15 protein-coding genes are annotated in these 19265 nt (G+C 50.5%); 7 read left to right on the forward strand and 8 right to left on the reverse strand.

What is annotated here, in order from left to right; genetic code table 11:
• Positions 1-195 precede the first annotated feature (195 nt).
• A complete protein-coding gene (gene clpS / locus H6G53_RS00230) occupies positions 196-483 on the forward strand; it encodes an ATP-dependent Clp protease adapter ClpS (protein WP_099533615.1) in 288 nt (95 codons plus the stop codon).
• Between the two features lie 140 nt (positions 484-623).
• Here clpS and H6G53_RS00235 read toward each other — a convergent pair whose 3' ends face one another.
• Positions 624-1820 carry a histidine kinase gene (locus H6G53_RS00235; protein WP_190355136.1) on the reverse strand — a complete coding sequence of 399 codons (1197 nt, stop codon included), beginning with the start codon at positions 1818-1820 and terminating at the stop codon, positions 624-626.
• Positions 1821-2197: 377 nt separating this feature from the next.
• The gene (locus H6G53_RS00240) at positions 2198-2836 is read right to left on the reverse strand and encodes a TVP38/TMEM64 family protein (protein ID WP_347343103.1); all 639 of its coding nucleotides are present in this window, start codon (positions 2834-2836) and stop codon (positions 2198-2200) included.
• A gap of 440 nt (positions 2837-3276) precedes the next feature.
• On the opposite strand from H6G53_RS00240, the gene H6G53_RS00245 reads away from it, so the two are divergent.
• A complete protein-coding gene (locus H6G53_RS00245) occupies positions 3277-3555 on the forward strand; it encodes a DUF5340 family protein (protein ID WP_190355135.1) in 279 nt (92 codons plus the stop codon).
• Between the two features lie 493 nt (positions 3556-4048).
• On the opposite strand, the gene H6G53_RS18870 is transcribed toward H6G53_RS00245, so the two are convergent.
• On the reverse strand, positions 4049-4174 hold the full coding sequence (locus H6G53_RS18870) for a hypothetical protein (RefSeq protein WP_255512327.1): 126 nt from the start codon (positions 4172-4174) through the stop codon (positions 4049-4051).
• Between the two features lie 379 nt (positions 4175-4553).
• Between H6G53_RS18870 and H6G53_RS00250 the strand changes: the two genes are divergently transcribed.
• The 3 genes from H6G53_RS00250 (at position 4554) to H6G53_RS00260 (ending at position 11818) form a co-directional block, all read left to right on the forward strand.
• On the forward strand, positions 4554-8570 hold the full coding sequence (locus tag H6G53_RS00250; protein WP_190530546.1) for a magnesium chelatase subunit H: 4017 nt from the start codon (positions 4554-4556) through the stop codon (positions 8568-8570).
• Between the two features lie 92 nt (positions 8571-8662).
• Positions 8663-9118: a hypothetical protein gene (locus H6G53_RS00255; RefSeq protein ID WP_190530547.1), complete on the forward strand. Its 456-nt coding sequence runs from the start codon at positions 8663-8665 to the stop codon at positions 9116-9118.
• Positions 9119-9139: 21 nt separating this feature from the next.
• Positions 9140-11818, forward strand: coding sequence for a P-loop ATPase, Sll1717 family (locus H6G53_RS00260; protein WP_190530548.1), 2679 nt, complete (start codon positions 9140-9142; stop codon positions 11816-11818).
• A gap of 325 nt (positions 11819-12143) precedes the next feature.
• Here H6G53_RS00260 and cynS read toward each other — a convergent pair whose 3' ends face one another.
• From cynS to H6G53_RS00285, 5 genes are all read right to left on the reverse strand, one after another.
• Positions 12144-12593 (reverse strand): cyanase, encoded by a 450-nt coding sequence (cynS, locus tag H6G53_RS00265; protein ID WP_190530549.1) that lies wholly within the window; start codon positions 12591-12593, stop codon positions 12144-12146.
• Between the two features lie 82 nt (positions 12594-12675).
• On the reverse strand, positions 12676-13536 hold the full coding sequence (locus H6G53_RS00270; RefSeq protein WP_199291557.1) for an ABC transporter ATP-binding protein: 861 nt from the start codon (positions 13534-13536) through the stop codon (positions 12676-12678).
• A 24-nt stretch (positions 13537-13560) separates the two neighbouring features.
• Entirely contained in the window at positions 13561-14391 is an 831-nt protein-coding gene (locus H6G53_RS00275; RefSeq protein WP_190530550.1) for an ABC transporter permease subunit, read from the reverse strand.
• Positions 14392-14405: 14 nt separating this feature from the next.
• The gene (locus tag H6G53_RS00280; RefSeq protein ID WP_190528485.1) at positions 14406-15983 is read right to left on the reverse strand and encodes an ABC transporter substrate-binding protein; all 1578 of its coding nucleotides are present in this window, start codon (positions 15981-15983) and stop codon (positions 14406-14408) included.
• A 318-nt stretch (positions 15984-16301) separates the two neighbouring features.
• Complete coding sequence (locus H6G53_RS00285) at positions 16302-17078, reverse strand: response regulator (RefSeq protein WP_190530551.1); 777 nt, start codon at positions 17076-17078, stop codon at positions 16302-16304.
• A 135-nt stretch (positions 17079-17213) separates the two neighbouring features.
• On the opposite strand from H6G53_RS00285, the gene H6G53_RS00290 reads away from it, so the two are divergent.
• A complete protein-coding gene (locus tag H6G53_RS00290) occupies positions 17214-18482 on the forward strand; it encodes a PAS domain-containing sensor histidine kinase (RefSeq protein WP_190530552.1) in 1269 nt (422 codons plus the stop codon).
• Between the two features lie 171 nt (positions 18483-18653).
• Entirely contained in the window at positions 18654-19259 is a 606-nt protein-coding gene (aat, locus tag H6G53_RS00295) for a leucyl/phenylalanyl-tRNA--protein transferase (protein WP_242026345.1), read from the forward strand.
• Positions 19260-19265: the final 6 nt, after the last annotated feature.

Raw genomic sequence — 19265 nt, forward strand, 5'->3', positions numbered from 1 at the left:
TAAACGCTTTAACCAACCCCCAGACCTAGGCATTTTCAGAACCGCGATCGCAAGTTGACTGTCGAGAAAAGTTGATAATAATAAAGAGTGAATTGCAGTGAGCGATCGCTCCTCTTGCTAATCGGGTTTAAGCAATTAGGCCAACGGCTCGATCGCCCCAATGGTTACTTATGCCGTTTACCGAGGAACTACGCCATGTCCGTTGAAATCATAGAAAAGAAGTCAGCCGCCACCATCCGTAAACCAGCACCTCGCTACAAAGTGCTGCTGCATAACGATGACTTTAATTCCATGGAATACGTGGTGGAAACGCTGTTACAAACCGTTAGCAGCCTTACCCAACCCCAAGCCGTTAACATCATGATGGAAGCCCATTTTAACGGCTTGGCTTTAGTGATTACCTGTGCCCAAGAACATGCGGAATTTTATTGCGAAACCCTCAAAAACAAAGGGCTAACCAGCACGATCGAGCCAGATGAATAGGAACCAATTCATCAGTCGTTTTGAGCGATTCTAAGGAACCAAAGACAAGGGGCTTAAGCCCCTTGTCTTCACCACTACTGGTGCTTTGCCAGTACCCCAAGTTATTGCTCAGACATCTTCTTGATCAGTTAATGGTTGCCCTATAAAGCAGACGGCTTGTACCCCAGCTTTTGGTAAACCGGGAGGGTGAAATGAAAACAACTCCCGCCGCCCGGCCGCTCATCAACCCAAATTTGTCCATAGTGGGCCCGAATCGCCCGCTGACAGGCAGCTAGCCCAATGCCATATCCTTCTGAGCGTTGATCTCGTTGCAGTCGGAATCGCTCTTTAAAGATGGAGCTACGTTGACTGTCGGGAATGCCGGGGCCACTGTCGCAAATGCTGACCTGCACATTCTGGGTGGTGCGGTGGAGGGCGGCCACATGGATTGTGCCCCCATCCGGCGTGTATTTCACGGCATTGTCCAGCAGGTTGGAAATCACTTGCCGAATTCGATCGGGGTCGGCATAAACCACCGGCAAGTCCTGGGGAATATCCGTTTCTAGGGTTTGGTGCTTCAGGTGAATTCGACTGCTGAAGGTGTCGATCACCGCGTGACACAGGGCCTTGAGATCAACGGACTGGGGTTGAATGTCGGCCTCTTGCCCCTCCCCTTGGGACACTTCCAACAGGTTGGCAATCAAGCGATCGATCGCCCGAATTTGCGATCGCGCCTGCATCAACAGTCGCTCCCGCAGGCTATCGGTCATCTGGGCCGCCTGAATGGTGTTGGGTCGATAGCTGGCCTCCAGGGTCTCGATCGCCATCGAAGCCGCCGCTAAAGGGTTTCGCAAATCGTGGGCCACAATCTCGATCGCCCGATCCTTAAACCGCAACAGTTCCCTTAACTCCGCCTTTTCCCGCCCTAACCGAAAGACTTCATCTGACAGACGAATCACCTCCGCCGCCGTTGCCAACGACGAGGGCGAACCATCCGTCGGCATCATGTCCATCGACTGGTTCTTCTCCGGCGAGTCCAAGCTGTCGTGAATTGCCTCCTGCCACCGCTCCCACCAAGCATCCAGTTGCTGGGCCAAGTCCATTCCCGTCAGGGTTTGGCGAGGGTGGGGATGCACCTTCACCAGCGCGGGCGTGGCAATCAGCCGGAAATGTTCAGCCACGTAGGGTTGCTCGGCCACGTCCACAATGTCGAAAGCAAAGGGATAGCGGGCTTTTAGGGCCTGTAATCGGCCCTGAATTAGGCTTGCTTGCTCCCAGGAACTGGAGCGGTGATCCACAAACAGAAGCAGTTGCAAGGGCGCGCGTGAGGCAGGGAAAGGATCGGGCGAAACCGACATAAGCGATGAACCATAAGATCAATAAGTTATGGATCGAGGCGGGCCTGCACCGTGACCATCCACCCGCATTCCAACCAAAAAGGCGCAAACTCTTTACAATCAACGTCAATCAAAATCAAGCTGCAAGCCAGTTGCAATCAAACTACATGCAAACGCCCATCAAGGGCAGTGGGGGGTGATGGAGCTGGCAGTGGTTGCCTCTGTCGATACCAATACCGTAGAAATGCCGTCGCTGGATCAACCGTTACTGGATCAAGGGTGGGGTTAGAAATGAGGCCGCAGGCTAAAAGTCGCCAGTCGGTTGCGTTCAGGCTAAGTTGAGCTTGAATGGGTGTTGATTTCTCCAGCCTATCGCTTTTTTCAGCGGGAGCTGCCAATTACGGTAAATCGGGAGGGGTGGAAGCGGCAATTCGATCGAGCGCCGAGCGGGCCGCCTTCGTCACGATCCCGGTTACAACTAGGGTGGCGATCAAACCCAAAACAAAGAGTAACCACTCGATCGGGCTTTTGGCTCGTTCTCCATACCCCGCAAACAGGCTAGCCAAGTCCCGAAAAGAAGCCCCGATATAGACATAAGCAACCGTTCCCGGCAACATCCCGATCGAAGCCAATAGGTAGTCTCGGATCGAAACCTGCGTTAGCCCCAACATATAGTTCAAGGCATTAAAGGGAAACAGCGGCGACAAGCGCATCAGCAACACAATCTTGAGGCCATCTTCTGCAATGGCGCGATCGATCGCCTGAAATTGTCGATTTCCAGCAATCCAGCGCTGTTCCACCCAATCCCGAATGCCATAGCGCCCCACCAGGAACGCCGCCAGCGACCCCAGCGTGGCCGCCCAGAAAACAATCACCGACCCCCAACCCACCCCAAACAGCACCCCGGCCCCCAAGGTCAACAGCGATCCGGGAACCAGCGCCACCGTGGCAACCACATACACAACCATGAAAGCGACACCGCTCCAGGGCCCCAGATGCATAATTTCCGATAAAACCCACTCCAAGAACGCCTGCACGCTAACCAGCCTCCCTCAACCCCAAATCGGTGAATTTCAAGAAATCCCTCGTTTTAGCCCCCCAATGCTCTCCGTCTATAAAAATCCGCATCTATAAATCTGCTTCTGCCAGCCATCAAGTCATCAAAAATTTTTGGAAAATCTTACTTGAAATTTAGCTTGATCTTTGCCTGATCGCTACTCGATAAATACTGAACCTATATCCCCTTCCTCGTGCTCTTCCCCATGGACAGTTAAAAGGCCTAAATCGAAATTTTCCCGATGAAGGCCCCGACAATAGCAGTAAAATGGTTCAATATTATCTATTGCCACAAAATATTGCCACAGAATTGATTCCCACAAAATCACTGGAGCAAAAGCTGCAACTAAAACGGTAACCAAATCCCACTAACCTTGAACTTGACTTTAGAATCTTTTCAGAATCACTTCGTGAATGTCCTATGGATCGGCCGTCCCAAACTCCAATTCCGCTGCCTTCACACATTCACTACGAACTACTTCTTCAGTTGCTGGAACGAGAAACCAGTGGCACTCTCAAACGAGGCACGGAGGAACACCGACAGCTCCAAGAATTGGTGGCCACCCTCCGCCGGGCACTCGCCGTTCAAAAACAGTTGGAAGCCAGTTGCCAAAACAAACAGCTCCCGATCGAATATCACTGGTCGTTGAATCTGCCAGCCGTTGGCCCTCTGAGCAACGCTGCCAAAGGCGAAGAATAATCCAGGATCAATGATCAATCAGGAACGATTGATTGATTGGCCAACTATCATCAATCAATTTCACCGATCAATGCTTGATCGAATTTTCATTTCGTATTGATCAATTTTTCATGATTGGCAGTTTGACTATAACCACCAAATTAGTGATTTTGGTTTGATATTGAAATAAATTCAAATGATTCAAGCAATTTCGATAACCTTTGAATAATTTCCAATTAAACTCACTATCGACTCTTTTTCTCCATTTGAATATTTTCTGAAAAAACTATCGCAGTTAATCAATAAAGTAATTTAGTTGCCAGCTTTAACTGATTAGAAATTGGCAAACCCAAAGCTGATTTGATCAGAAAATTAAAGATCAAAGGCTAACAGGCTAATTTAACGAATTTAAATTAACCAAAATAGATCAACATGGATTAATCAAGATCAAAGGATCGATTGATCACCAAAATTGCTGGCTTTTGCTCAATTTTTTGCCAGTTCAATTGGTTTCTCACGCCGTGCTCAGTTCCCAATCTTCCCAAGCAGGATGCCAAAGGCCCCAGGCGATCGCCCAAAGTGCTTGGGATAGCTCGTTTTGTAACCCATGGCGATCGCTAATTCTTAAGGATTGACCCAAGCCAGCCCGATCAAATCGACCCCATTTCAGAGAAGCTTGTGCCAGTTAGCGGCAGATTTATTTTGGTTTTGTCCATATTTTTAGCTGAATCCTAATTGCAAAAGATTCTTGTTTATGCCGATTCCGAAACCTGTAAAAACCCCTCCCAATTAAAGATCCAGCCCATCAACGACTCAAGACAAATCTGCCGGATCAGGCGATCGCTTACAGTTTCCAATTTGCAACAAACTGAAATAATTAGCAGGATTATTTTTATCGAATTGTGTCAGATCCTAGAATTGCAGATCAGCGCCAATCGGCGATCTGGTAAAAGTGCCTAGAGAGCAAGCGTTTTCGAGTTTCCATCCTCATCCAACCCAGCCGCAGGAGAGAGTACCGGATGTTCACCTACGTCAAGCCCGCCGTGCGCCACGTCCAACCCGAAGATCTTCGGGGGCGGTCTTTAGTCAAGGTGGTCTACGTCGTTCTGGAAGCGCAGTACCAGAGCGCCTTGACGGCAGCAGTCAAGTCGATTAATGCCAACAATCCGAATGTGGCCGTGGAAATCAGCGGCTATTTGATTGAAGAGCTGCGTAGCCCCGAAAATTACGAAGCTTTTTGTGATGATGTGGCCAGAGCCAACATCTTCATTGCTTCATTGATCTTTATTGAAGACCTGGCCGAAAAGGTGGTGGCCGCCGTGCAGCCCCACCGCGATCGCCTTGATGCGGCCGTGGTTTTCCCCTCCATGCCCCCCGTGATGCGGCTGAACAAGCTGGGCACCTTCTCGATGGCGCAATTGGGCCAGTCCAAGAGCGTGATCGGTGAGTTCATGAAGAAGCGCAAACAGCAAAACGGCAGCGGCTTTGAAGACGCGATGCTGAAGCTGTTGCGGACGCTGCCCAACGTGCTGAAATTCCTGCCCGTGGAAAAGGCGCAGGATGCCCGCAGTTTCATGCTCAGCTTCCAATATTGGCTGGGTGGTTCGCCGGAGAACCTGGAAAACTTCCTGCTGATGCTGGCCGATAAATATGTCTTTAAGACGGACAAATCGGGGCGCGATCAGTCAGTCGAAAAAATTGATTTGGACTATGCCGAGCCGGTGACCTATCCCGATATGGGGATTTGGCACCCGCTGGCTCCCAAGATGTTTGAGGACACGAACGAGTATTTGGCTTGGTATCGCAGCTCGTCCGTCGTGCCCGATGCGGTGCGTGATCCCGATGCGCCCTGTGTGGGTTTGGTGTTGCAGCGGACGCACTTGGTAACGGGTGATGACGCGCACTATGTGGGCATGGTGCAAGAGTTTGAAGCCCAAGGCGCGAAGGTGATCCCGGTGTTTGCCGGGGGCTTGGACTTCTCGAAGCCGGTGGATGAATATTTCTACTTGCCGAGCAAGAACGGCGGCGAACCGACCACGATCGTCGATGCGGTGGTGTCGCTGACGGGATTTGCCCTGGTGGGCGGCCCGGCCCGGCAGGATCATCCGAAGGCGATCGAATCCCTGAAGCGCCTGAACCGTCCCTACATGGTGGCGCTGCCGTTGGTGTTCCAAACCACCGAAGAGTGGGAAGAAAGCGAGCTGGGCTTGCACCCGATCCAGGTGGCCCTGCAAATCGCGATTCCTGAGTTGGACGGGGCGATCGAGCCGATTATCGTCTCCGGTCGCGACGGCAACACCGGCAAGGCGATCGCCCTGCAAGACCGAGTCCAGGCGATCGCCGAGCGCGCCCTCAAGTGGGCCAACCTGCGTCGCAAGCCGAAGCTGCACAAGAAAGTGGCGATCACCGTCTTCAGCTTCCCGCCGGACAAGGGCAACGTGGGCACGGCGGCCTATCTGGACGTGTTTGGCTCGATCCATGAGGTGCTGAAGGGGCTGCAACGGGAAGGCTACGACCTACGCGACGTGCCCGAGTCGCCCAAGGAACTGATGGAAGCCGTCCTCAAGGATGCCCAGGCCCAATACGCCAGCCCCGAGCTGAACGTGGCCTACCGGATGAGCGTGGCGGAATACGAAAAGCTCACTCCCTATTCCAAGAAGCTGGAAGAAAACTGGGGCAAACCGCCGGGGAACCTGAACAGCGACGGCCAAAACCTGCTGGTGTTCGGGAAGCATTTCGGCAACGTGTTCATCGGTGTGCAGCCCACCTTCGGCTACGAAGGTGACCCGATGTTGCTGCTGTTCTCGCGATCGGCTAGCCCCCACCACGGCTTTGCTGCCTACTACACCTACCTGGAAAAGGTCTGGGGCGCAGATGCGGTGCTGCACTTCGGCACCCACGGTTCGCTGGAGTTCATGCCCGGTAAGCAAATCGGCATGTCCAACGACTGCTATCCCGATAGCCTGATTGGTTCGATCCCCAACCTCTACTACTACGCGGCCAACAACCCCAGCGAAGCGACGATCGCTAAGCGCCGGGGCTACGCGGAAACCATTTCCTACCTGACCCCGCCCGCCGAAAACGCGGGTCTCTATAAGGGTCTGAAGGAACTGAGCGATCTGATCGGTTCCTACCAAACCCTGAAGGACACGGGCCGCGGCCCCTCGATCGTCGATGCGATTATCGAGCAAGCCCGCGCTGTCAACCTCGACAAAGACGTGAACTTGCCGGAAACGACCGCCAAGGACTTGACCGACAGCGAACGCGATACGGTGGTCGGCTCCGTCTACCGGAAGTTGATGGAAATTGAGTCGCGCCTGTTGCCTTGCGGCCTGCACGTGATTGGTAAGCCGCCGACGGCCGAAGAAGCGGTGGCCACCCTGGTCAACATTGCTGCACTCGATCGTCCCGAAGACGGGATCATCGCCCTGCCCCGGATCATCGCCAACAGCATCTATCGCGACATCGAAGAGATCTATCGCAACAGCGATAAGGGCGTGCTGGCCGATGTGGAACTGTTGCAACAAATCACCCTGGCCACCCGCACGGCAGTCAAGGCCATGGTTGATGCCCAAATCGACACCGATGGTCGCCTCTCGAAGCTAGCCAAGTTCAACTTCTTTGGCTTCGGCACGCAAAAGCAGCCCTGGGTTGAAGCCCTGGGCGAGGCTGGGTTTAACAACGTCGATCGCGACTCCCTAAAACCGTTGTTCGAGTACTTGGAATTCTGCCTCCAGCAAATCGTGGCCGACAACGAAATGGCCTCCCTGCTGCGGGCCCTCGAAGGGGAATACATCCTGCCCGGCCCCGGCGGCGACCCGGTTCGGAACCCGGAAGTGCTGCCCACGGGCAAGAACATGCACGCCCTCGATCCCCAGTCGATTCCGACCACGGCGGCGGTGCAGTCGGCCAAGGTGGTGGTTGATCGGCTGCTCGATCGCCAACGCCAAGACAACGGCGGCGCATACCCCGAGACGATCGCCTGCGTCCTCTGGGGAACCGACAACATCAAGACCTACGGCGAATCCCTGGCACAGATCCTCTGGCTGGTGGGCGTGAAGCCCGTGCCCGATGCCCTGGGTCGCGTCAACAAGCTGGAACTCGTCTCCCTTGAGGAACTGGGTCGCCCCCGGATCGACACGGTGATCACCTGCTCCGGCGTGTTCCGTGACTTGTTTGTGAACCAAATGGCCCTGCTCGATCGCGCCGTCAAGATGGCCGCCGAAGCCGACGAGCCGTTGGAAATGAACTTCGTCCGCAAGCACGCCATGGCCCAAGCGGCAGAACTCGGCATCAACCTGCGCCAAGCCGCCACCCGCGTGTTCACCAACTCCTCCGGCTCCTACTCCACCAACGTCGGTCTAGCGGTGGAAAACGGCACCTGGGAACAGGAAAAAGACCTGCAAGACATGTACCTGTCGCGCAAGTCCTTCGCCTTCTCCGCCGACAACCCCGGCGAAATGGAGCAGTCCCGCGAGTTGCTGGAACGCGCCCTGAAGACCGTAGACGTGACCTTCCAAAACCTGGATTCGTCGGAAATTTCCATGACCGACGTGTCGCACTACTACGACTCCGACCCGACCAAGGTGGTGGCCAGCCTGCGTGGTGACGGCAAAAAGCCCGCCGCCTACATGGCCGACACCAGCACCGCCAACGCCCAAGTGCGTACCCTGTCGGAAACCGTCCGCTTGGATGCCCGCACCAAGATGTTGAATCCCAAGTGGTACGAAGGGATGCTGTCCCACGGCTACGAAGGGGTGCGCGAGCTGGCCAAGCGCCTAAACAACACCCTGGGCTGGAGCGCCACGGCGGACGCAGTGGACAACTGGGTCTATGAGGACACAAACGACACCTTCATCGCTGACCCCGAAATGTGCAAGCGACTGATGGATCTGAATCCTCACTCTTTCCGCCGGATGCTCGGCACGCTGCTGGAAGCCAACGGCCGTGGCTACTGGGATACGAGCGATGAAAACCTCGATCGCCTGCGGGATCTCTACCAAGAAGTGGAAGACCGCATCGAAGGCATCGAGTAAGGGCGGCTGTAGACTCTATTGTGAGTCTAGGCTAGACTAAACTTCGAGGGTAGACAGCAACCTGTCTACCCTTTGTTGTATGCGATAAGCTGATGATTGAAGACTATGCAAGCGCCTTTGTGGAACGCGCTCAAGACCAAGCTGTTCTCGCCAAAGCCGATCGTCGAATTGCGGCTATGCACATGGGCGGTATTGTCATTGAATGTCGTTTGAAAGCATTAATCCTCGGATATTTTCCTGAAAACCAACGGTACTGGAGGCCGCACCCGAGATCTGAACATCAACCTAGTCAACATTGCAACATTTCTAATCCTGGACATAACCTAGAGGAAGCACTGAATAAACTAGAAGAGATTGGAGTTATCCCATCACCCAGTAGTCAAATTCGAGACGCTTTAACTGCGATTCAGAATCCTTTGCCTGGATACCCATTTATTAATCTTCGATATTACGGCGGTTCTTTAGAGGCTTCAGATTACGAGCGATGGAAAGTCAACTATCAAGCCCTCACGACTTGGTTGAATCGGCAATCATTGCAGTCTTCTTAATTCATAGTTCCAACAATTTGTATGAGCCAAAAGTTATCTGAATCTTGGGATATTCAAACCATTTACCAACGATTGGTTGATCATTTTGTTGCCAATGCATCAACTAATTGGGTTCATTTATATCGATCGCCCTCCGGATTATTGAACATTACGGTGGTCAGCGATCAATTTCGTGGGACTAGCCATAGCGACCGCCGCGCTCAGGTCAATGAAATTGTTCAAAGTCCGACGGGCTTTCTATCGCTGTATACACAAGATGAAGCAAAAACGTTGGAAATTGAGCGGCCTGCTAGCGATCGTGTTCAATCAGTTAGAACTTGGCATGACTTAGCAATTTGGGCGCAAAATCCCCAGAATCACGGTGAGGTGAAGGAACGATCGCCCCGATCGCCCCGTACTGTTGCTTTCTATTCCTTCAAAGGGGGTGTTGGCCGCACAACAGCCCTGATTCATGTGGCTTGGCTATTGGTAAAACAGGGCAAGAAAGTTGTAGTTGTCGATCTGGATATCGAAGCTCCAGGACTCAGTAAAGCTTTGGATCTGGATGATTCGCCAGAAGTCGGCATTGTTGATTATTTCTATGAGCGGGCTTATGCGCCTGACGGAGCAAATTATGAAATTCAAATCGGCGATATCTTAGCGGAATATCGAGATCAGCAATTAGGCGATACCCGTGGTGGTCGCTTCTTTGTTGTGCCCACGGGAAAACTCGATCTTGATTACTTAGCAAAAGTGGACGACTTAAAGGCCAGTACTTGGGTTAATGGTAATGAGTCTTTGTGGGATGTCTTTACCCGCGATATCAAAAAACAGATTGAGCCAGATTTGATTTTAGTAGATTCTCGAACTGGCTTGAATCAATGGGGTGCTTTTTCCTTGGTTCAAGCAGCAGATTCTGCCATTTTGGTGTTGTTCCCCAATGCTCAAAATGCAGAGGGAGCAAAAATTTTAGTGCAAGCTCTCGGCTCATTGGGCAAGCAGAATATTAATTTTGTCTTTTCACCAATTCCCAACTCGGATTCTAAGAAAACAGCCCAACTAATTCAGAGCGATTTAAGCGAAATTCTTAATCACTTCATTCCGCAAGACAGTGAAGAAGAGATCGACAATGCTGAGAGTGATGATTCAGCTAGCACTGATAACGCGATTTGTATTGAATATCTTCTCCCGATTGCAGTAGCTCCTCACTACCCTGTCCATACTGTCGTGGACTGGTATCAGCCGATTGCAAATTTAATCCTAAAAGACTCAACTTCTAGCTTGTCCGTATCAACTCAATTAAAAGATGATCGTTGGGAAATCATTAAAAATCTGCGATTTTCTGATGTTGATGCTACGCAAGAGCAAGCAAATCTCAGTGATCTTTTTCAGAAGACCTCTAATTTTTACGATTTCCTAGATGACAGAGTTTGTCTAGTTACTGGTCGTAAAGGAACTGGTAAAACGGCTCTTTATTTTCTATTTTTGAAGCATTTTGATTTTGCCCAAAAGCTTACTGATCGTTTGAAGAACATTACGATTCTTTCAGGGCATGGTATGTTGTCCTCTGGTCGCCCAACAGAGAGTGAATTTGACTTTATTCGTACCGATTTACGCGATTCTCAAACCAGTTGGTTGGGCTTTTGGGCCTCTTATGCGCTCTTTAGAATACTGACTGATTATAGCCAGTCATTGATTAGTCTGAGAAAAGAAAAATATAAACTACTAAAAGACAGTTTTGGTAATGTAAAAAATCTTCAATTTGGCTCAGAACACCAAAATTTATTGCTTCAGTGGTCTCAAGGCCGAGAGCTACGACCATTGATTTTTGATGCTCTAAAAGATATTAACAACTATCTCAAGAGGCAAGGCCAAAAAATTTGGCTGCTTTATGACAATCTAGATCAAGACTTGGCGGAAGCCAATAACTTGCGCAGTGATGCATTGATCGGACTCTTTAAATTGGTTCAAGAGTTTGATGCCAAAGAATTAACCAATCTTCGGATTAAAATCTTTCTCCGTGAAGATATTTGGGAAAGATTAATTTTCGACAACAGAAGTCATCTTCGCGGACGATCTATCAGATTAGAGTGGAAGCGTATTGAATTACTACGCTTTGCCTATCGCCAGGTTACGCAATCAGAGAAGTTTAAAAAGCTGGTTAGTCGAGTTACTCCGATCCCAGATCCCAATTCCGCAACAGAAGAGATGCTGGTTGAAGCGTTAAAGGTTCTGTGGGGTGATCGCATCCGGTTGGGATCGCGTGGAAAATATCTCTATCGCTGGGTCTATGACCGCCTTAGCGACACCAGTGGTGCGACCTATCCCCGTAGCTTGGTCGTGTTGCTCGCTGAAGCCAAAAAATTAGAATTGCAACATAAAGATGATTCTAAATTCCAAGCGGATCGTCTTTTCCGAAGCCGCTTTATGGCACTCGCACTCGAAGAAGCCTCACGAGCACGTTGCCAAGAAATGCGTGAAGAGTATGGCAATCTCTCAGCGTTCTTTGATTCCTTGTCAGGAAAAGATGCCTTACTGGAACTGAAAGAGTTGGAGCAATGCTGGGAAAATTCTGCCCGAGAGGTTGAGCCAGATTTTGAGCGTTTTGTGCAGCTTTTGAAGTCGATCGGGCTGGCGGAATGGCGACCTAAGGATGAGCGATATCGCTTTGCTGACCTTTACGTTTATGGGTTTAATATGAACAAAAAAGGGATGCGATAAAGCATTTTGTTGATGTAGCTGGTTACGGGCTGGTCGAGATAGCACGGAACTAGGGATCAGGAAGAGCGTTGAAGAAACTACAAGCCGATCGCCCTGTTTAAGAATATCGATTTCATTATTGATTTTAGTGTGGAAGTAATGCATCGCATCGCCTCCACACTAAATTTTGCACCTATCAAAACCAATGAGTCAACAACTGGGCACTGTTAGAAATGACTTGCCAAAGTCCGATGAAGGCTAAGATTTTGGTGATGTAGGCTAGCCAGTCAGTTTTAGCTGTTGACCTAGCAGCAGCATGGCGCTGTTTCATGGTTGATGCTCCTGATTACCATTTTTTGTAGGGCAGGAATTTACCATTCATGGTGATTTTCACGCGATCGCCCTTGGGATCTTCCTCTTTTTCAATGTCCAAGGTGAAGTCGATCGCGCTCATGATCCCATCACCAAACTTCTCATGAATCACAGCTTTCATCGGCATTCCATAGACCTGCATGATTTCGTAGAACCGATAGATCAGCGGATCGGTGGGAACCACAGGCCCCAGCCCTTTCACCGAAGATTCTGTCAGTTCTGGCACTAAATCTTCGCTGAGTCCCAGAGCGCTGAGCAGCTTGCTAGCTTCATCAGCAGAGGCAGAAGCTTGGCGATAGATCACCGCTGCAATCCACACTTCATCCCGACCGATCGCCTGTTCTAACTCCGTGAATGTCACCCCCTTTGCCTTTTTAGCTGCCAATAGGGTTGCGGTGATCGCGGGAATTTCAGTGGTAGACATATTTTTTCCTTTCTTTTCCTTTCAATGTTTGGGTTGCGTTGCTGATTTTGACGGGGTTGATTCTGTCTGCGGCCAACGGTAGTTATTTCCGCACCCGAGACTCTTCCACAGCCCGTGTTTCGTAGGACAAATGCTGCTCCATGGCCGCTTTCAGTTCGTGGTAGCCCGGATATTGATCCAGTTCTTCCCGACGGCGCGGCCGAGGAAATGGCACATCCAGCACCTGAGCAATACCCGCAGCCGGGCCCCGTGTCATCATCACAATCTTGTCAGACAACAGCAGCGCTTCTTCAATGCTGTGAGTAATCAAGATCACGGTCTTGCGCTCTTGTTCCCAAATTCGCTCAATTTCGTCTTGGAGAAAACCGCGTGTGAGCGCATCCAAAGCGCCAAAGGGTTCATCCATCAACAAAATTTGTGGATTGATTGCCAGCGCCCTAGCAATGCCCACCCGTTGCTTCATTCCCCCTGAAAGTTCATGGGGGTGTTTAGCCTCAGCTCCCCGTAGCCCCACCAAACCAATGTAGTCTTGGACGATCGATTTTCGCTGGGCAATTCCCATGGTTGGGTAGACTGTTTCCACCGCAAAATCGATGTTTTCGGCAACCGTCATCCAGGGCATCAGGGCATAGTTTTGAAACACAACGCCGCGATCGGGCCCAGGTGCAGAAACCGGCTGACCATTGATGCTGACTTGTCCCGTGGTGGGCTGAGATAATCCCGCAATAATGTTCAGCAACGTGGACTTGCCGCAACCCGATGGCCCAATGATCGAAACGAAGGTGTTAGGCTCCACTTCCAGATCAATATCCGCGATCGCCACAAAAGATTTTGAGGTGCGCCGCAGCAATTTGTCCATCTTGCCCGTGCGTCCCGGGAATACTTTGGAAATACCGTGCAGTGTCAGATGCGCTACAGGCGGTTCAAGGGAGGGGAGCGCCATTTTAGATGCAGGAACTTGCATGGATTAAGACCTTTGGCCAAAGGAAACTCGATGTTGCAATACACCAAATAGGTAGTCCATCAGCAGCCCTACCAGCCCAACAATCAAGATGGCAGTAATGATGCTGGTGATCTTCAAGTTATTCCATTCATTCCAAACGAAATAGCCAATTCCACCACTCAACAGAATCTCCGCCGCTACAATCACCAACCAAGCAATTCCTAGGCTAATTCGTAGCCCGGACACAATGTTGGGAGCAGCGGCCGGCAAAATTACCCTGGTAATGATTCGCCAGCGGGAAGCGCCTAAGGTGTGGGCCACGTTCAGATAGGCTGGATCCACATTACTGACCCCGAACTTGGTGTTAATTAGGGTGGGCCAAATGCTGGTGATTGCGATGACAAACAGGGCTGTTCTTTCCGAATCTCGCATGAGCGCCAGACCCAATGGCAGCCAGGCGAGCGGAGAAACAGGACGCAGAATTTGAATGAAGGGATCAACGGCTTTGGAAACCACGGGCGATAGACCAATCAAAATTCCCAGGGGAATGGCGATCGTCGTGCCAATCAAAAAACCGCTCAAAACTCGGCGCAAACTGGTCAATAACAAGAGACCAATGCCCTGATCATTAGGCCCATTATCAAAAAACGGGTTTGAGATCCAAAACCAAAGATCGGCGATCGTTTGGCTAGCAGAGGGCATGATGGGCAAGAAGAGTTTGGAATTTGCGCCCAACTCCCACAAACCCAAAAACACTAGCAGAATTCCCACAAACAACAAGAAGGCTTGTTGGTCAGTATTCAGCCGAAATGGCTTAACCTTTGATGGAGCAGAGCGGAGTACTTCATTGGTCACGATGGTAAACCTCGCTAGACTTTAAACCGCTTGATTTGCTCATCAACATAAGCGGCGGGGTCTTTGGGATCGAAGGTGTCGTACTTCAGCTTTTCAGACCGCTCGGCAGTGCTGGGCGGCGTTTGACCCAGTTCTTTTTGCAGTTCCGCTGCCAAATCCGTCAAGAAGATATCTTGGGCCATCTTGTCGTAATCTGCTTTGTCTTTGGGCATCAGATCCCAGCGGACTAATTGTGCTGCAATCCACTTGGAAAAACTCTTCCAAGGATAGGGATCAAAGCCAATACGATCGGGCACATCCTGCGTATTACCCAGCCCATCTTCAAATTTGCCCGTTAGCACAGCTTCCACCACAGGCAAGGGTTGATTGAGATACTTACGCTCAATCAAAGCCCTGGCAATTTCAGGACGATTAGCTGGCGTATTTGCATAGGCAGCCGCGTCAATAATCGACTTGTTTACGGCCCGGAAGGTGTTGGGATTTGCATCAATCCACGATTGACTAGCGGCAAAAGCACAGCAAGGGTGTCCATCCCACAGATCTTTCGTCAACATGTGAATGAACCCAACCTGTTCAAAAACAGCCCGTTGATTGAAGGGATCAGGCATCAACATGGCATCAATTTCACCTGCTGCCATTTTGGCAACACTGTCCGGCGGTGGCACGGGTGAAATTTGCACATCCTTATCTGGATTCAGTCCCCCAGCCGCTAGGTAATAGCGAATCAGCATATTGTGCATCGAGAAGGGGAAGGGCACGCCAATTTTGAAGCCCTTGAAGTCTTTGGCTTCCTTCACCTTGCCTTTATGCTTGGCAGCAACGGTAATTGCCTGACCATTGATGTTTTCAATGCTGGCCAGCTTGATGGGAAATGCTGCTGAACCTAAGCCGAGGGTGATTGCGATCGGCATGGGAGAAAGCATGTGATAAGCATCGAGTTCACCCGCGATCGCGGAGTCCCGAACAGCAGCCCAGTTGGGCATCTTTTTCACTTGCACATTCAAGCCATATTTGCTGTAGAAACCCAGCGGCTCCGACATCACGATCGGGGTGGCACAGGTGATGGGAATGAACCCGATCGTTAAATCCTTTTTCTCCAAATTCGTTGGCGCATCCGCCGCAGGGGACTGATCTGTTGTGGGGGCTTGACCCTGTTGTGGGCCGCAGCTAGCAGCGGCGATCAATGCTCCAGCCACCACCACTCGTTTTAGGAATTCTCGTCGGCTAAATTCACTATTGTGAATGGTGTTGCTAAAAAATTCCGTGGAGTGAACACCGAATGCGGCTGCAAATACCTGATCAAGCCCGCCTGCTTCCTTAATCAGCGCCTGACAAAAGCGTTCTCGCTCTGGGTTGCCGCCCATCTGTCGTAGCAGCAGCGCTTCTTTCATCTCCACTTCAGTCAGTGTCCTGGCCAGCTCTAGGGTTTCAGGCTTGTACAAACCCATCCGAATGAGATCATTAACGAGTTCTGCCGGATCGTGGGGCATTCCTTCGGCCGCTTGCCAGTGATCCTGAGGAAAATGAGTTCCTCCGCAGGGACAACGACTGAGTTCGACTTGAGCCTGAGAGCGAATATCCACTGATGACATGAGCTGCTCCAATTGGTATTGCGCAGGACAACATTCGGGTCTGTTGCCTTGCACAATACCAAGGAATAATGGGCGATCGCATTAGAATTTTTTTGGCAAGAGTAGGATTTTTTTTCGCTCTTCAAAGAACAACCTAGAACTTTGTGGGAAGTTTAGAAAATTCTCATTTGGAAAATAATGCGCTAGAATCCCCTGATTTCGGAAAAATCAAGCAAAAAGCGTCAATTTTTCTGAAATTTTGGAATCACACCTGCGCTTTATGCAGAGATAGTTCTATACACAAATAATTGATCTATTTTGTTGTATTCAATACCATTCCTATGCGAATCGTAGTCGCACAGAGTTTCGCCAGGACTGGGGCGGATCGCCATAGAGCTGCCGAAATTGGCGAGTGAAGTAAGCCACGTCTGCATAGCCCACTCCCGCTGCAATTTGGCGCACGGGTTGATCGGTTTCACAAAGTAACATTCGTGCCTGGGACATACGGCGTTCCGTAATCCAACGCTTGATGCTATAGCCCGTTAGCTCTTGGGTCAAATTCGTTAAATAGGCGGGAGAATAGCCGACCGCCTTGGCCACATCATTTAACCCGATCGGGCGGTGATAGTTGGCTTCGATGAATGCAAATACTTGCGATAAACGAGAACAGTCAGGAAAAATTCCGTTTTCGGATTGACCGTTTATTGTGCTTTCTGCTGGGGATGCATGAAAACTCGCTGCCAATTGGGCTTTTCGTTCTAGGCGAGTAGTGATCGCCGCCAACAATTGTTCAACGCTACAGGGCTTGGTTAAATAATCATCTGCGCCCAATTCCATCCCCTGGCGCAAATCTGCCATGGTTGCTTTGGCAGTGAGGAAAATAAATGGAATTGCAGCGGTGGCCGGATGGCGACGAATGGCCGATAGAACGCTGTAACCATCAAGATCGGGCATCATAACGTCGCAGATAATCAAATCTGGCAGATGCATTTGGGCTAACTTGATCCCGATCGAACCGTTCTCAGCCTCGATCGCACAAAACCCCTCAAACGTCAGACATCCCATGAAGATGCTGCGGGTTTGCGCTTCGTCTTCAATCACCAAAACTTTCGTCATGAACTGCCTGATTTACAGTAATGACCTGGGTGGTGTACCATGCCGGCCAAGTTTCGGGCGTATTCTCCAAACCGTGTAGTGTAAGAGGATACACATCCTCATCAGTCGCAAAATTTGTCAGGAATTCTGGACATCATGCGGCAATATTATTGGTCACAGCCTGTTTCAAAGCCGACCACGACACCGGCTGAGGCGCATATCTCCGCCTTACGAGCATCGCCGGAAACTGACCTAGAAGCCCTGCGTCGCCAGCATGAGTTAATCCTGAATGCGGTGGGCGAGGGGGTCTATGGGCTGGATTTAGCAGGTCGAGTAACTTTTGTGAATCCAGCAGCGGCCAGCATGATTGGTTGGGAAATTCAGGACTTAATTGGTCAGTCCATGCATTCGGTTTTGCATCATTCCAAACCCGATGGCCAACCCTATCCCATCCATGACTGCCCAATTTATCAAGCTTTTCAAGACGGACGAATTCATCGTGCCAATACGGAAGTTTTTTGGCGCAAGGATGGATCGAGTTTTCCCGTTGAATATATCAGCACGCCCATGCAAGATCAGCAAGGAAATGTGATTGGAACGGTGGTTACCTTCCAAGATATTACCCAACGCAAATGGGCAGAGACTTTGTTGCAGCGAACCAATGAGGAACTTGAGTTAAAAGTGCGCGATCGCACGGCTCAACTTCATCGTGCCAATCAAGAACTCCAGGAGCTAAGCGATCTCAAATCTCGCTTTGTTTCGATGGTTTGTCATGAATTTCGCAATCCACTGAATAATATTTTGCTGTCAGCATCATCGCTTGACCGTTATGATGCACAACTTTCCCACGAGCAGCGCCAAAATTATCTTCAGGGAGTCAAGAACGATGTAGAACGCATGACTCAAATGATTGATGACATTCTAGTGATCGGTAAAACTGAGGCCCATAAGCTCATGGTTCAACCTCAGCCGATCGAGCTAGTGCAGTTTTGCCATGGCTTGGTAGCAGAAATGCAGGCGACATCTGCTCAACAATCAATATCGATGTTGAGTCGGCATCGTCATATGATGGCCAATTTAGACGAAAAACTATTGCGATCGATTCTGACCAATATTCTCTCTAATTCAATTCGATATTCCCATCACCGTCAAAGCCCAATTTGTTTGCGACTGTCAAAGCGCAGCGGCCAGGTGACGTTCCAAATTTGCGATCAAGGCATCGGCATTCCCCGCGAAGATTTACCCCACCTATTTGAACCTTTTCGTCGAGGTAAAAACGTCAGTAATATTCCTGGAACTGGCTTGGGTTTGAATATTGTCAAGCGCTTTGTAGACTTGCAGCATGGAACAATCAAAGTAGACAGCAAGCTTAATGTAGGGACAACTTTTAAAATTACGTTACCGCTTGGCTGGAGCGAAACATAGAAATAAGCCATCAATTGCGAAATTAAGCGAGCGATCGCAGCGAAATCGCCCAAACAAGTATTTCTAATTTGCATGGGGCTGGCTGATCAGTTGCAGAGATTCAGAGGATTGGTTGCATAGGGATCAGGCGATCGCGCTAGAATCGGCTCCACTGTGCTATTTCAAGGGCCGATGGGCAACACCACCGACTCCTGCATGTCCCAATACGATATTCCGGCGCTGATTGCTGGCTATTCGCGCGGCTATTTTTTGATGGCCGATGAAACGGGTAACGATTTGGGCTGGTATTGCAGCCGGGAACGGACACTGATTCCGCTGGACGATCGCTTCCGATATCCCAAGTCCCTGCGGCGAGTGCTGAATCAAAATCGGTTTACGGTGGCGATCGATCGAGCATTTCGGGATGTGGTGGAAGGCTGTGCCGATCGGGACACCACTTGGATCTCGGAAGAGCTAAAGGAAATTTATTGGGCGCTCCATTGCGCTGGCTATGCCCACAGTTTTGAAACCTGGCAGGGCGACCACCTGGCCGGCGGCGTTTTGGGGATTGTGATCGGTGGGGCGTTCATTGGCGAATCGATGTTTTATCAAATTCCCGATGGCTCGAAGGTGGCAATGGTCAAGCTGGTTGAGCATCTGCGCCGTCGCGATTTTCTGTTGTTTGATGCCCAAATGATGAATCCACACTTGGAACGATTTGGGGCTTACAACATCCGCGATCGCCACTACGAGGTGCTGTTGCATCGTGCAACCCAGCATCGCTGCTCATTTTGCTAGCCATTT

It is taken from the genome of Limnothrix sp. FACHB-406 (genome assembly GCF_014698235.1).
In the GTDB taxonomy this organism is placed as follows: Bacteria; Cyanobacteriota; Cyanobacteriia; order CACIAM-69d; family CACIAM-69d; genus CACIAM-69d.